Source organism: Nocardioides sp. (assembly GCF_035429765.1).
In the GTDB taxonomy this organism is placed as follows: domain Bacteria; phylum Actinomycetota; class Actinomycetes; order Propionibacteriales; family Nocardioidaceae; genus Nocardioides.
The window spans coordinates 1-13,986 of sequence record NZ_DAOMFK010000071.1; the positions used below are offsets into that span (position 1 = coordinate 1).

The 13,986-nt window shown below is 71.3% G+C and carries 14 protein-coding genes and 1 pseudogene; all 15 read left to right on the top strand.

What is annotated here, in order from left to right; genetic code table 11:
• Window positions 1-264, top strand: a pseudogene (locus PLP61_RS08530) (hypothetical protein); the annotation flags it as partial.
• Window positions 261-1,373: an o-succinylbenzoate synthase gene (gene menC / locus PLP61_RS08535; protein ID WP_324502204.1), complete on the top strand. Its 1,113-nt coding sequence runs from the start codon at window positions 261-263 to the stop codon at window positions 1,371-1,373. The pseudogene PLP61_RS08530 and the gene menC, both read left to right, overlap by 4 nt.
• 59 nt (window positions 1,374-1,432) lie before the next feature.
• Window positions 1,433-2,338: an ABC transporter substrate-binding protein gene (locus PLP61_RS08540; RefSeq protein WP_324502205.1), complete on the top strand. Its 906-nt coding sequence runs from the start codon at window positions 1,433-1,435 to the stop codon at window positions 2,336-2,338.
• Between the two features lie 4 nt (window positions 2,339-2,342).
• Entirely contained in the window at window positions 2,343-3,224 is an 882-nt protein-coding gene (locus tag PLP61_RS08545) for an amino acid ABC transporter permease (RefSeq protein WP_324502206.1), read from the top strand.
• Entirely contained in the window at window positions 3,221-4,003 is a 783-nt protein-coding gene (locus PLP61_RS08550; protein ID WP_502888997.1) for an amino acid ABC transporter ATP-binding protein, read from the top strand. Before PLP61_RS08545 ends, PLP61_RS08550 begins: the two co-directional genes overlap by 4 nt.
• Window positions 4,004-4,026: 23 nt before the next feature.
• On the top strand, window positions 4,027-6,060 hold the full coding sequence (gene uvrC, locus PLP61_RS08555) for an excinuclease ABC subunit UvrC (protein WP_324502207.1): 2,034 nt from the start codon (window positions 4,027-4,029) through the stop codon (window positions 6,058-6,060).
• On the top strand, window positions 6,060-6,947 hold the full coding sequence (rapZ, locus tag PLP61_RS08560; protein ID WP_324502208.1) for an RNase adapter RapZ: 888 nt from the start codon (window positions 6,060-6,062) through the stop codon (window positions 6,945-6,947). Before uvrC ends, rapZ begins: the two co-directional genes overlap by 1 nt.
• A 1-nt stretch (window position 6,948) precedes the next feature.
• On the top strand, window positions 6,949-7,902 hold the full coding sequence (locus PLP61_RS08565) for a gluconeogenesis factor YvcK family protein (protein WP_324502209.1): 954 nt from the start codon (window positions 6,949-6,951) through the stop codon (window positions 7,900-7,902).
• Window positions 7,903-7,923: 21 nt separating this feature from the next.
• Entirely contained in the window at window positions 7,924-8,910 is a 987-nt protein-coding gene (gene whiA, locus PLP61_RS08570) for a DNA-binding protein WhiA (protein ID WP_324502210.1), read from the top strand.
• Window positions 8,911-9,067: 157 nt separating this feature from the next.
• Complete coding sequence (gene gap / locus PLP61_RS08575; RefSeq protein ID WP_324502211.1) at window positions 9,068-10,072, top strand: type I glyceraldehyde-3-phosphate dehydrogenase; 1,005 nt, start codon at window positions 9,068-9,070, stop codon at window positions 10,070-10,072.
• A gap of 10 nt (window positions 10,073-10,082) precedes the next feature.
• On the top strand, window positions 10,083-11,288 hold the full coding sequence (locus PLP61_RS08580; RefSeq protein ID WP_324502212.1) for a phosphoglycerate kinase: 1,206 nt from the start codon (window positions 10,083-10,085) through the stop codon (window positions 11,286-11,288).
• Window positions 11,285-12,079 carry a triose-phosphate isomerase gene (gene tpiA, locus PLP61_RS08585; protein ID WP_324502213.1) on the top strand — a complete coding sequence of 265 codons (795 nt, stop codon included), beginning with the start codon at window positions 11,285-11,287 and terminating at the stop codon, window positions 12,077-12,079. Before PLP61_RS08580 ends, tpiA begins: the two co-directional genes overlap by 4 nt.
• A gap of 30 nt (window positions 12,080-12,109) precedes the next feature.
• On the top strand, window positions 12,110-12,346 hold the full coding sequence (gene secG / locus PLP61_RS08590) for a preprotein translocase subunit SecG (protein ID WP_324502214.1): 237 nt from the start codon (window positions 12,110-12,112) through the stop codon (window positions 12,344-12,346).
• Window positions 12,347-12,393: 47 nt separating this feature from the next.
• Entirely contained in the window at window positions 12,394-12,756 is a 363-nt protein-coding gene (locus PLP61_RS08595; protein WP_324502215.1) for an RNA polymerase-binding protein RbpA, read from the top strand.
• A gap of 328 nt (window positions 12,757-13,084) precedes the next feature.
• Window positions 13,085-13,843, top strand: a complete 759-nt coding sequence (locus tag PLP61_RS08600) for a type IV toxin-antitoxin system AbiEi family antitoxin (protein WP_324502216.1) — start codon at window positions 13,085-13,087, stop codon at window positions 13,841-13,843.
• The last annotated feature ends 143 nt before the right edge of the window (window positions 13,844-13,986 follow it).

The following is a 13,986-nucleotide window of genomic DNA, read 5'->3' on the forward strand; positions in this document are numbered from 1 at the left end:
GAGCCGGCGGAGCCTGCGCTGCTGGGCGGGGCGCAGGCCGGGCCCGACGGCCGCCCGGCCTGGGTGGACGACGGCGACGTGCGCTGGTGCCGGGTGCCGCGCGACATCGTGGCGCTGCGTCGCGAGGACCCCGAGCGGGCCTCCCGGTGGCGCACGGTCACCCGCGAGCGGCTGGTGGACTCCTTCGCCGCCGGCTACGTCGCGGTGGCGGCCTCCCGGGACGGCTGGTACCGGCTGGAGCTGAAGGAGAGGCAGGGCGCGTGAAGATCGAGCACCTCGAGCTGCGGTGGGTCCGGTTGCCGCTGGTCACCCCGTTCCGGACGTCGTTCGGCACGACCTACGACCGGGACACCTTCCTGCTCCGGCTGGTCACCAGCGACGGCGCGGAGGGCTGGGCGGAGTGCGCCGCCGAGCTGGACCCGCTCTACAGCGCGGAGTTCCTCGCCGGCGCGGAGATCGTGCTGCGCGACCAGCTGGTGCCCCGCGTCGTCGCGCTCGGCGACCGGCTCAGCGCCACTGGGGTGAAGACCGCGCTCGAGCCGGTGACCGGCCACCCGATGGCCAAGCACGTCCTGGAGACCGCGATCCTCGACGCCGAGCTCAAGACCGCGGACATGTCCTTCGGGCGCTACCTGGGCGCGGTCAGGGACCGCGTGCCGGCCGGTGTCTCGGTGGGCATCATGGACAGCCACGCCGAGCTGCTCGACCACGTCGCGCGGTACCTCGAGCAGGGCTACCGGCGGATCAAGCTGAAGATCGAGCCCGGGTGGGACGTCGAGCCGGTCCGACTGGTCCGCGAACGCTTCGGCGACGACCTCCTGCTGCAGGTCGACGCCAACGCGGCGTACACCCTGGCCGACGCCCGGCACCTCGCCCGGCTCGACCCCTTCGACCTGCTGCTGATCGAGCAGCCGCTGCCCGAGGACGACATCCGCGGGCACGCGAGCCTGGCCGAGGTGGTGCGCACGCCGGTCTGCCTGGACGAGTCGATCGCGTCGGCGCGCGACGCGGCGACGGCGATCGCGCTCGGCGCCTGCGCGGTGATCAACGTCAAGCCGGCGCGGGTCGGCGGCTACCTGGAGGCGCGCCGCATCCACGACGTGGCCGAGGCCAACGGCGTCCCGGTCTGGTGCGGGGGAATGCTGGAGACCGGGATCGGCAGGGCTCCCAACGTCGCGCTGGCGGCCCTGCCCGGCTTCACCATGCCCGGCGACACCTCCGCCTCGGACCGGTACTTCGCCACCGACCTCACCGCGCCGTTCGTGCTCGAGGACGGGCACCTCCCGGTTCCGACGGACCCGGGCATCGGGGTCGAGGTGCTGCCCGATGTACTCTCCGCCATCACCCAGTCCACCACCACCATCCCCGTCTGACGCTTCACCCACCCATCCCACCCGGAGCCGACCGGTCGGGACACACCCAAGGAGACACAGTGAGCAAGATCAGGACGAGGTCGATCCGGATGGCGGCGCTCGTGGCCGTCGGCGCGATCGCCCTGGCCGGATGCGGATCCGACAGCACCGGCACGGACTCCGCGCCCGAGGCGAAGGGCACCGAGGCCCCGCTCTTCGCAGAGCTGCCCCAGAACATCCAGGACGCAGGCGTGATCCGGGTGGGATCCGACATCGCCTACGCCCCGATGGAGTACTACGACACCGACGGCAAGACCGTCCTGGGCTTCGACAAGGAGCTGACCGACCTCCTCACCGAGCAGCTCGGCGTGAAGTTCGAGTGGAACAACGCGGTGTTCGACAGCCTGATCACCCAGCTGAAGTCCGAGCGGATCGACGTGGCGATCTCCGGGATGAGCGACACGGCCGAGCGGCAGCAGCAGGTCGACTTCGTCGACTACTACCAGGCCGGCGCGATGCTGCTGGTCAAGAAGGGCAACCCCGAAGGCCTGTCGTCGATCGAGGACCTGTGCGGCAAGACCGTCGCGGTCCAGCGCGGGACCACCCAGGAGGGCTACGCCAAGGACCAGAGCAAGAAGTGCGAGGCGAACGGCGAGGACCCGATCGACCTGCTCTCCTTCGACCGTGAGACCGAGGCGATGCTGCAGGTCAAGAACGGCCGCGCGGTGGCCGGCATGCAGGACTACCCGGTGGCGACGTACAACGCCAAGACCTCCGGCGGCGGCAACGACTTCGAGGTCGTCGGCGAGCAGGTGGGCGCGGGCCCCCTGGGGATCGCGGTCCGCAAGGACGACACCCAGCTCCGCGACGCCCTGCAGCAGGCCGTGCAGGCGATCATGGACAACGGCGAGTACCAGAAGCTGATCGACAAGTACGAGACGCCGCTGGGCGCCATCGACTCGGCGACCGTCAACGCCGGGACGTGAGCCGGTGAGCAGCAACACCGACATCGTGGCCATCCCCGTCCGTCACTACGGACGGTGGGTGGGCGCGGTGGTCGTGCTCGGCCTGCTGGGCTCGCTGCTGTACGCGTTCTCGCAGGGCAACATCGACTGGGCGGTCACCTGGGAGTACTTCGACGCCCCGACGATCGTGCAGGGGATGTGGAACACGCTGCTGATCAGCGTGCTCGCCCAGGCCCTGGGCATCGTGCTCGGGGTGGTGGCCGCGGTCATGCGGAAGTCCGCGAACCCGGTCACCAGCGGCGTGGCCTGGCTCTACATCTGGTTCTTCCGGGGCACGCCGGTGCTGCTGCAGTTGCTGCTGTGGTACAACCTCTCGCTGGTCTTCCCGACCATCTGGATCCCCTTCGCCGGGTCCGTGGCCACCAACACCGTGATGACGCCGTTCCTGGCGGCCCTGCTGGGGCTCGGCATCAACGAGGGCGCCTACATGGCCGAGATCGTCCGTGCGGGCATCAACTCGGTGGACGAGGGGCAGACCGAGGCCGCCCAGGCGCTCGGGCTGTCGCCGGCGAGGACGATGCGCCGGGTGGTGCTGCCGCAGGCCATGCGGGTGATCATCCCGCCGACCGGCAACGAGTTCATCAACATGCTGAAGACCTCGTCGCTGGCCTACGCGGTGCAGTTCGGTGAGCTGCTCTACTCGGCGACCAGCATCTACTCGGCCAACCTGGCCGTGGTCGAGCTGCTGTTCACGGTGTCCCTGTGGTACCTCGTGCTGACCTCGGTGTTCTCGGTCTTCCAGGCCTTCCTGGAGCGCCGGTTCGCCCGCGGGTCCAGCCGCAACCTGCCCGGACCCACGGTGCTGGGCCGGGTCCTGTCCAACCTGCGACCGGGGAGGAAGCCATGACGCAGGCGCCCGGCACCGACGTACCCATGGTGGAGGCCAAGGGGGTCCGCAAGCACTTCGGGCACCTGGAGGTCCTCAAGGGCATCGACCTCACCGTCAGCAACGGGGAGGTGATGTGCCTGGTCGGGCCCTCCGGGTCCGGGAAGTCGACGTTCCTGCGGTGCATCAACCACCTCGAGCGCCTCGACGGGGGCTACCTCCGGGTGCGCGGCAAGCTCGTCGGCTTCGAGGAGAAGCACGGCAAGCTCTACGAGATGAGGGAGCGGCAGGTCGCCGCGCAGCGCCAGGACATCGGCATGGTGTTCCAGCGGTTCAACCTGTTCCCGCACATGACAGCCGTGCAGAACGTCATGGAGGCCCCTGTGCAGGTCCGCGGCGAGTCCAGGTCCGCGGCGCGGGAGCGGGCGATCGGACTGCTGGAGCGGGTCGGGCTGGCAGACAAGGCAGCGGTCTACCCCGCCATGCTCTCGGGCGGCCAGCAGCAGCGGGTCGCCATCGCCCGGGCGCTGGCGATGGAGCCCGCGCTGATGCTCTTCGACGAGCCGACCTCTGCGCTCGACCCCGAGCTGGTCGGCGAGGTGCTCGACGTCATGCGGGCGCTGGCCCAGGGCGGCATGACGATGGTGGTGGTCACCCACGAGATGGGCTTCGCCCGCGAGGTCGGCGACTCGCTGGTCTTCATGGACGGGGGCGTGGTGGTGGAGTCTGGGCCGCCGCGGGAGGTGCTGGCCAACCCGCAGCACGTGCGGACACAGGCGTTCTTGTCGAAGGTGCTGTAGCCCGCGGACCGTAGGGTGGGGGAGTGCCCGACCGCTCCTCCACCCGCGCCGCCCGCGGGCCCCGGACGTCGCCGCTCGCCTACCGTCCCGACCCCGGGTCCATCCCCACGCAGCCCGGCGTCTACCGGTTCCGGGACACCCGTGGCCGGGTCATCTACGTGGGCAAGGCGAAGAACCTGCGGGCCCGGCTGTCGTCGTACTTCGCCGACATCGGCACCCTGCACCAGCGCACCGCCTCCATGGTCACCACAGCCGCCTCGGTCGAGTGGACGGTGGTGGCCAACGAGGTCGAGGCCCTGCAGCTGGAGTACTCCTGGATCAAGGAGTTCGACCCCCGGTTCAACGTGAAGTACCGCGACGACAAGTCCTACCCCTGGCTCGCGGTGACGGTGGGGGAGGAGTACCCGCGGGTCATGGTCGGCAGGGGGAGCAAGCGCAAGGGCACGCGGTACTTCGGTCCCTACAGCCACGCCTGGGCGATCCGCGAGACGGTCGACCTGCTGCTGCGGGTGTTCCCGATGCGCTCGTGCAGCAACGGGGTGTTCAAGCGGTCCGGACAGATCGGCCGCCCCTGCCTGCTCGGCTACATCGACAAGTGCGCCGCGCCGTGCGTCGGCGCGATCAGCGCTGAGGAGCACCGGGCGATCGTCGAGGACTTCTGCGACTTCCTGGCAGGCAGCACCACCGGCTTCGTCCGGAGGTTGGAGCGGGAGATGTACGCCGCGTCCGAGGCGCTGGACTTCGAGAAGGCGGCCCGGCTGCGCGACGACCTCGCCGCGCTGAACCGGGCCCTCGAGAAGCAGGCGGTGGTCCTCGGCGACGGCACCGACGCCGACGTGATCGCCCTTGCCGAGGACCCGCTCGAGGTGGCCGTGCAGATCTTCTACGTCCGCGGCGGGCGCGTCCGCGGTCAGCGAGGCTGGGTCGCCGACCGGGTCGAGGAGGGCGGCACCGCCGAGCTGGTCGAGGACTTCCTGCTCCAGATGTACGCCGAGGACGCGGAAGGCATCCCGCGGGAGATCCTGGTGCCCGCCCTGCCCCCTGACACCGGCACCCTCGAGCAGCTCCTCGGCGACCTGCGCGGCAGCAAGGTGCGGATCCGGGTGCCGCAGCGGGGCGACAAGCGGGCGCTGCAGGAGACGGTGGCCCGCAACGCCGGCGAGGCGCTCGCGCTGCACCGCACCAGGCGCGCCAGCGACCTGACCACCCGCAACCGGGCGCTGGCCGAGATCCAGGAGGCCCTCGGACTCGACGAGGTGCCGCTGCGGATCGAGTGCTACGACGTGTCGAACCTGCAGGGCACCGAGGTCGTCGCCTCGATGGTCGTCTTCGAGGACGGGCTGGCCCGCAAGAGCGAGTACCGCAGGTTCGTCATCAAGGGGACCGGGGACGGCGCCGTCGGCCAGAACGACGTGGCCCACATGCACCAGGTGGTCAGCCGGCGGTTCCGGCGGCTCCTCGACGAGCAGGCGCGCTCCGAGCAGGGGCTGGCGGCCCGGTCCCCGGGGGAGGACCAGGGGCCGATGCTCGTGGACCCCGAGACCGGCCGGCCCCGCAAGTTCGCCTACGCGCCCGGCCTGGTCGTCGTCGACGGCGGTCCGCCCCAGGTCGCCGCGGCCCAGCGGGCCCTCGACGAGCTCGGCATCGACGACGTCCCGGTGTGCGGCCTGGCCAAGCGGCTGGAGGAGGTGTGGCTGCCCGGCCAGGAGGACCCGGTGATCCTGCCGCGCAGCTCCGAGGGGCTCTACCTGCTCCAGCGGGTGCGCGACGAGGCGCACCGGTTCGCCATCACCCACCACCGCTCGCGCCGCTCCCGCACGATGGTGGAGAGCCTCCTGGACGACGTCCCCGGGCTCGGGGAGGTGCGCCGCAAGACGCTGCTCACCCACTTCGGCTCGCTCCGCAAGCTCCGCGACGCCTCGGTGGCGGACCTCGCCCAGGTGCCCGGCATCGGCCAGCGCACCGCGACCGCCATCAAGGACGCAGTGGAGCAGCAGGCCCGTACGCGCACCACCGTCGCCGTCAACACCGCCACCGGTGAGATCGAGGAGTCCTGATGCCCCCGCTCCAGCACCCCACCGACACCCATCGCGGCGAGCTCGTCGTGGTCACCGGCATGACCGGGGCCGGCCGCAGCACCGCGGCCAAGGAGCTCGAGGACCTCGGCTACTACGTCGTCGACAACATGCCGCCCAGCCTGCTGCGCGACGTCGTCCGGCTGGTCGACGAGAGCCGGGGTGTGGAGCAGCCGGTCGCGGTGGTGGTCGACGTCCGCTCCGGGTCGTTCTTCGACTCCCTGCAGGCGAACCTGGCCCAGGGCGCCACTGGCCGGCGGACCACCCTGGTGTTCCTGGAGGCCACCGACGACGTGCTGGTCCGTCGGCAGGAGGCCGCGCGGCGACCGCACCCGCTCCAGGGCAGCGGCCGGCTCCTGGACGGGCTGCAGCGGGAGCGGGTCGTGCTCGCCCGACTGCGCAGCGAGGCCGACCTGGTCATCGACACCACCGACCTCAACGTCCACGAGCTCACCGACCGCATCGCGGAGGCGTTCGGGACCCCGGAGACCGTGGGCCTCAAGGTCACCGTGATCAGCTTCGGCTTCAAGTACGGCATCCCCGTCGACGCCGACTTCGTGGCCGACATGCGGTTCCTGCCCAACCCGCACTGGGTGCCGGAGCTGCGCAACCAGACCGGTCGCGACCAGGACGTGCAGGAGTACGTGCTGGCCCGGCCCGGCGCGGCCGCCTTCCTGGACCAGTACCTCCCGGTGCTGGAGACGGCGGCGGCCGGGTACCTCAACGAGGGCAAGCGGTTCATGACCGTCGCCATCGGCTGCACCGGCGGCAAGCACCGCAGCGTCGCGATGACCGAGGAGATCACCGCCCGGCTGCGGGGGCTCGGGTACGACGCCCGCGCCCAGCACCGCGACCTCGGGAGGGAGTGAGATGTCCCCGCCCTCGGTCGTGGCCCTCGGCGGGGGCCACGGGCTGCACGCGTCCCTGTCGGCCCTGCGGCACGTGGTCGACGACCTCACCGCGATCGTCACCGTCGCCGACAACGGCGGCTCGTCCGGTCGGCTGCGCGGCGAGTTCGGAGTCCTCCCGCCCGGGGACCTCCGGATGGCGCTGGCGGCGCTGTGCGGCGACGACGCGTGGGGACGCACGTGGGAGCACGTCGTGCAGCACCGCTTCCACGGGGACGGCGAGCTGGCCGGGCACGTCGTCGGCAACCTGCTGCTGGTCGGGCTCTGGGACCTCCTCGGGGACCCGGTGGAGGGGCTCGGCTGGATGGCCCGACTGCTCGGCGCCCGCGGCCGGGTCCTCCCGATGGCGCTGACCCCCATGGACATCCACGCCGAGGTGCGAGGCCTGCACCCCACCGACCCGCACCGGCTCACGACCGTCCGGGGCCAGGTCGACGTGGCGACCACCCAGGGCATCATCTCCTCGATCAGGCTGGAGCCGGCCGACCCGGTCGCCTGTCCCGAGGCGGTGGCGGCGGTCCGCGAGGCCGACTGGGTCGTGCTGGGTCCCGGGTCGTGGTACACGTCGGTGATCCCGCACCTGATGGTCCCGGCCCTGCGTGAAGCCCTCATCACCACCAGTGCCCGGGTGCTGGTGAACCTGAACCTGACGGGGCAGGAGGGAGAGACCCGCGGATACGCCCCCGAGGACCACCTGGCGGCGCTGCGTGACCACGCCCCCGACCTGGTCCTGGACACCGTCGTGGCCGACCGCGGCACGGTCACCGACCGGCCGGTCCTGGAGGGCGCCGTGGCGTCGTGGGGGGCACGTCTGGAGGTCGCCGACGTCGCCTGCGCGGACGGTTCGCCACGGCACGACGTGGGCAAGCTCGCAGCGGCGTACCGTCGCCTCCTCGGCGGTGTCGAGGGTGATTGACGGGCATGCGAGGATCTGCGCATGGCGATGACGGCACAGGTGAAGGCGGAGCTCGCCTCCACCCCGATCACCAAGACCTGTTGCCGCAAGGCCGAGGTGGCCTCCCTGCTCCGCTTCGCCGGCGGGCTGCACATCGTCAGCGGCCGGATCGTGGTCGAGGCCGAGCTCGACACCGGGGCTGCGGCCCGTCGGCTGCGGCGTGACATCGCCGAGGTGTTCGGCCACCAGTCCGACGTCGTGGTCGTGCAGGGCAGCGGGCTGCGCAAGGGCAACCGCTACCTGGTGCGGGTGGTGCGGGACGGCGAGGCGCTGGCCCGGCAGACCGGTCTGCTCGACGCCCGCGGCCGCCCTGTGCGCGGACTGCCCCCCGCGGTGGTCTCCGGCGGGGGCTGCGACGCCGTGGCGGCCTGGCGCGGCGCGTTCCTGGCCCACGGCTCGCTCACCGAACCGGGTCGCTCCTCGGCGATGGAGGTGACCTGCCCGGGGCCGGAGGCCGCGCTCGCGCTGGTCGGGGTGGCCCGCCGGCTCGGCATCCAGGGCAAGGCCCGCGAGGTGCGCGGGGTGGACCGGGTCGTCATCCGCGACGGGGACGCCATCGGTGCCCTGCTGACCCGGCTCGGTGCGCACGAGTCGCTGATGGCCTGGGAGGAACGGCGGATGCGCCGCGAGGTGCGAGCGACCGCCAACCGGCTCGCGAACTTCGACGACGCCAACCTGCGCCGCTCAGCGCGCGCGGCGGTGGCCGCGGGAGCCCGGGTCGAGCGTGCCCTGGAGATCCTGGGCGACGACGTGCCCGACCACCTCAAGCTCGCCGGCGACCTGCGGCTGCAGCACAAGCAGGCCTCTCTCGAGGAGCTCGGACAGCTGCACGACCCGGTGCTCACCAAGGACGCGATCGCGGGCCGGATCCGTCGGCTGCTGGCGATGGCCGACAAGCGTGCCGAGGAGCTCGGCATCCCCGACACCGAGGCCTCGCTGACCGACGAGATGCTGGCCGAGGACGCCTGATCCAGGAGGCCTCCTGGCTCCGGTCGGTTACCGGTCCGTACGCCGGAGGCGGCGTACCGCCTGGTCGGTGACCACGATAGGGTTCCAGGGACTGGCATCCACCGCCGTCACCACGGCGCACATGCCCACACCCCGGGATATTGAGGAGTTCGTCATCGTGACTGTTCGCGTAGGCATCAACGGGTTCGGCCGGATCGGCCGGAACTTCTTCCGTGCCGTGCAGGCCTCCGGCGCCGACATCGAGATCGTGGCCGCCAACGACCTGATGGACAACAAGAGCATCGCGCACCTGCTGAAGTACGACTCGGTGCTCGGTGTCCTGGCCGACGAGGTCACCTCCGACGAGGAGTCGATCACCGTCTCCGGCCACAGGATCCGGGTGTTCGCCGAGCGCGAGCCTGCCGCGATCGCCTGGGGCGAGACCGGCGCCGACGTCGTCATCGAGTCGACCGGCATCTTCACCGACGCCCTCAAGGCCAAGGCCCACCTCGACGGCGGCGCGAAGAAGGTCATCATCTCCGCCCCCGCGAAGAACGAGGACGGCACGTTCGTGATGGGCGTCAACCACACCGACTACGACCCGGCCACCCACCACGTCATCTCCAACGCGTCCTGCACCACCAACTGCCTGGCCCCCATGGCCAAGCCGCTGTCCGACGAGCTCGGCATCGTCAAGGGCCTGATGACCACCGTGCACGCCTACACCCAGGACCAGAACCTGCTCGACGGCCCCCACAAGGACCTGCGGCGTGCCCGCGCGGCCGCCCTGTCGATCATCCCGACCTCCACGGGTGCCGCCAAGGCGATCGGGCTGGTCATGCCCGAGCTCAAGGGCAAGCTCGACGGCTACGCCCTGCGGGTGCCCACCCCGACCGGCTCGGCGACCGACCTCACCTTCGAGGCCGGCCGCGAGACCAGCGTCGAGGAGGTCAACGCGATCGTGAAGGCCGCCGCCGAGGGCCCCCTCAAGGGCTTCCTGAAGTACACCGAGGACCCGATCGTCTCCGCCGACATCGTGACCGACCCGCACTCGTGCATCTTCGACTCGGGGCTCACCAAGGTGATCGGCAACCAGGTCAAGGTGGTCGGCTGGTACGACAACGAGTGGGGCTACTCCAACCGGCTCATCGACCTGGTGCTCCACGTCGGCGCCTCGCTCTGAGGCGAGCGCCGTGTCCGGCATCGAGTCCCTGGGTGACCTGCGGGGCAAGCGGGTCCTGGTCAGGTCCGACCTGAACGTGCCGCTGGACGGCACGACGATCACCGACGACGGACGGATCCGGGCGAGCATCCCGACCATCCGGGCGCTGGCCGACGCCGGCGCCCGGGTGGCGGTGACCGCGCACCTGGGCCGGCCCAAGGGCGCGCCGGACCCGGCGTACTCCCTGGCTCCGGTCGCGGCCCGGCTCGGCGAGCTGCTCGGCCGGCCGGTGGCCTTCGCCACCGACACGGTGGGGGAGAGCGCGCGGACGACCGTGGCGGGGCTGGCCGACGGCGAGGTGGCCGTGCTCGAGAACGTCCGGTTCAACCCGGGCGAGACCAGCAAGGACGACGCCGTGCGCGGCGCGTTCGCCGACGAGCTCGCCGGGCTGGCGGACGCGTTCGTCTCCGACGGGTTCGGGGTGGTGCACCGCAAGCAGGCCTCGGTGTACGACGTCGCGCTCCGGCTGCCCTCGGCGATGGGCGGCCTGGTGGCCAAGGAGATCGGCGTGCTGCGCCGGCTCACCGTCGATCCGGAGCGCCCCTACGCCGTCGTGCTCGGGGGCTCGAAGGTCTCCGACAAGCTCGGCGTGATCGACAACCTCCTCGGCAAGGCGGACCGCCTGCTGATCGGGGGCGGGATGGTGTTCACCTTCCTGGCGGCACAGGGCCACGAGGTCGGCAAGAGCCTCCTGGAGGAGGACCAGCTCGACACCTGCCGCGGCTACCTGTCGCGTGCCGCCGAGTCCGGGGTGCAGATCCTGCTGCCCACAGACATCGTCGTGGACACCGAGTTCCCCTCCGCTGTCCGGGAGCCCCAGCCCCAGGTGGTGCCTGCCTCGGCGATCCCCGCGGACAGCCTCGGCCTGGACATCGGCCCCGAGTCCGGCGCGGCCTTCGCGGCGGCGCTGGCCGACGCGCAGACGGTGTTCTGGAACGGGCCGATGGGCGTCTTCGAGGTCGACGCGTTCGCCGAGGGCACCCGTGCGGTGGCCCAGGCGCTCACCGAGGTTCCCGGCCTCTCGGTCGTCGGGGGCGGCGACTCCGCCGCCGCCGTGCGCAAGCTCGGGTTCGACGAGGGCGCGTTCGGCCACATCTCCACCGGCGGAGGCGCCAGCCTGGAGTTCCTGGAGGGCAAGGAGCTCCCCGGGATCGCCGTACTCGAAAGGACCCCATGAGCACGACCCGCACCCCGCTGATGGCGGGGAACTGGAAGATGAACCTCAACCACCAGGAAGCGGTGGTGCTCGTCCAGAAGCTGGCCTGGACGCTGTCGGACAAGCGGCACGACTACGCCAAGGCCGAGGTCGTGGTGCTGCCGCCGTTCACGGACCTGCGCTCGGTGCAGACCCTGGTGGACGGTGACCGGCTGTCGATCGGGTACGGCGCGCAGGACGTGTCCACGCAGGACTCCGGCGCCTACACCGGGGAGATCTCCGCGGGCATGCTCGCCAAGCTGGGCTGCAGCTACGTGGTCGTAGGGCACTCGGAGCGTCGCCAGTACCACGCCGAGACCGACGAGGTCGTCAACGCCAAGGCGCACCAGGCGCTCGCCGCAGGGATGACCCCGATCGTGTGCGTCGGTGAGGGCCTCGACGTCCGGCAGGCCGGCGACCACGTGCCCTACACCCTCGCGCAGCTGGACGGGTCGCTGGCCGGGTTCACCGCCGAGCAGGTGGCCGGACTCGTGGTCGCCTACGAGCCGGTGTGGGCGATCGGCACCGGTGAGGTCGCCACGCCGGAGGACGCCCAGGAGGTGTGCGGGGCGATCCGCGGCCGGGTCCGCGAGGTCCACGGCGACGCCGCGGCGGACGGCGTCCGGGTGCTGTACGGCGGCTCGGTGAAGGCGGCCAACGTCGCCGGGATCATGGAGAAGGACGACGTCGACGGCTGCCTCGTCGGCGGGGCGAGCCTGCAGGCCGACGAGTTCGGCGGGATCTGCCGGTTCTACGACATGCCGGTCCTGTGATCCGGCGTTCGTGACGTAGGCTTACCGACCGTGACCATCGCGCTGACCGTTCTGCTCATGATCACGAGCCTGCTCCTGGTGGTGCTCGTGCTCCTGCACAAGGGCCGCGGCGGTGGCCTCTCGGACATGTTCGGCGGAGGTGTCTCCAGCTCGCTGGGCGGCTCCTCGATCGCCGAGCGCAACCTCGACCGGCTCACCGTCGGCATCGGCGTCGTGTGGTTCGCGTGCGTGGTCGGGCTCGGGCTGCTCATGGCCTACAAGGTCTGACGGCACAGCAGGTTCTGTAGCGAGACGGTCCGAGAAAGGGAGCTGCCGTGGCCGCTGGTGGAGGGAATGCGATCCGGGGGAGCCGGGTGGGCGCCGGACCGATGGGGGAGGCGGAGCGCGGCGAGGCTGCGCCCCGCCAGGCGGTCACCTACTTCTGCTCCCACGAGCACCGCTCGGTGGTGACCTTCGCGATCGAGGCCCAGGTGCCCGACTCCTGGGACTGCCCCAAGTGCGGGCTCCCGGCGTCACTGGACTCCGAGAATCCGCCGCCGGCACCGAAGATCGAGCCGTACAAGACCCACCTGGCCTACGTGAAGGAGCGCCGCTCCGACGCCGAGGCCAAGGACATCCTGGACGAGGCGCTCGAGCTGCTGCGCAGCCGCCGCAAGTCCGGCGACATCATCTTCTAGCGACCCGTCACAAATGGCGGACGATCCGTCACAAATGGCAGGCGACTCAGCGGCCTGTGGATGAGTTTGAGCGTGTTTGCTGCGGTTTGAGCATTCTTGAGGAATGACCATCCCTTGGCCGGCCTGGCTGCCGGCACACGCAGAGCCGCTCCCACCACACGGTCCCCTGCCGACGGCGCTGCCGTTCACCCCTCGAACGGCGGCGCAGCTCGGTGTGGATCGGCCACTCCTCCGCGAACTCGCCCGCCGAGCGAGCATCCGCCAAGTGCTCCACGGCGTCTGGGTGTCCGCTGCAGCCCCCGACTCCCTCGACCTGAGGATCGCTGCGGTGGCTCTGGTCGTGCCGACACACGGTGTGGTGGCGGACCGCTGCGCGGCCTGGCTGCACGGCGTACCCATCCTGCCCCGAACCGCCCGCACCGAGATCCCGCTGATCAGCGTCCGGCAGCGACCCGGAACCAGGATGCGCCGCGGCGGCGTGGAGGGTGGCGAACGAGTCTTGCTCGGCCGAGACGTGATGGAGTGCGGGCCGGTCCTGGTGACGACCCCGCTTCGGACCGCGTGCGACCTGGGCAGGAGTCTGTGGAGGTTCGACGCTCTCGCGGCGCTCGACGGGTTCCTGCGGGTGGGGCTGTCACACTCAGCACTGCTTGCCGAAGTGGAACGGTTCAAGGGCTACCGAGGAGTGGTGCAGCTCCGGCTGCTGGCGCCCTTGGCCGACGGTCGGGCCGAGTCCCCGGGCGAGTCCGCTCTGCGACTGCACTGGTACGACGCTGGACTTCCCCGTCCTGAGCTCCAGTGGTGGGTCGTCGACGACTTCGGGCGCAGGCTCTACCGGCTCGACCTCGCGCTGCCGGACATCGGCTACTGCGCCGAGTACGACGGTGAGGAGTTCCACAGCGCGGCGTCCGACCTGGCTGCCGACGGTCAGCGCCGCGGCTGGTTGAGCAGTGCGCGCAACTGGCATGTCGAGGTCTTCACCAAGCACGACGTCTACGACCCTGCCGTCGACCCGTGCCCTCGACTCCGCGCCGGCTTTGAGGCTGCTTCGACGAGGCCGTTCAGGACCCCGGTCCTCCCTTCGTGACGTGCCTGAGGTCGCCGCGCGACCGGAGGTCAGCCCAGCTCGGAGGCCGCGGCCTGGTCGAGGTACCACGTGGTTCCCAGCCGGCCGTGGACCCGACCCGCCGGCGGCCTGTCTCGGGCCGCCATTTGTGCCGGGTCGCGCGC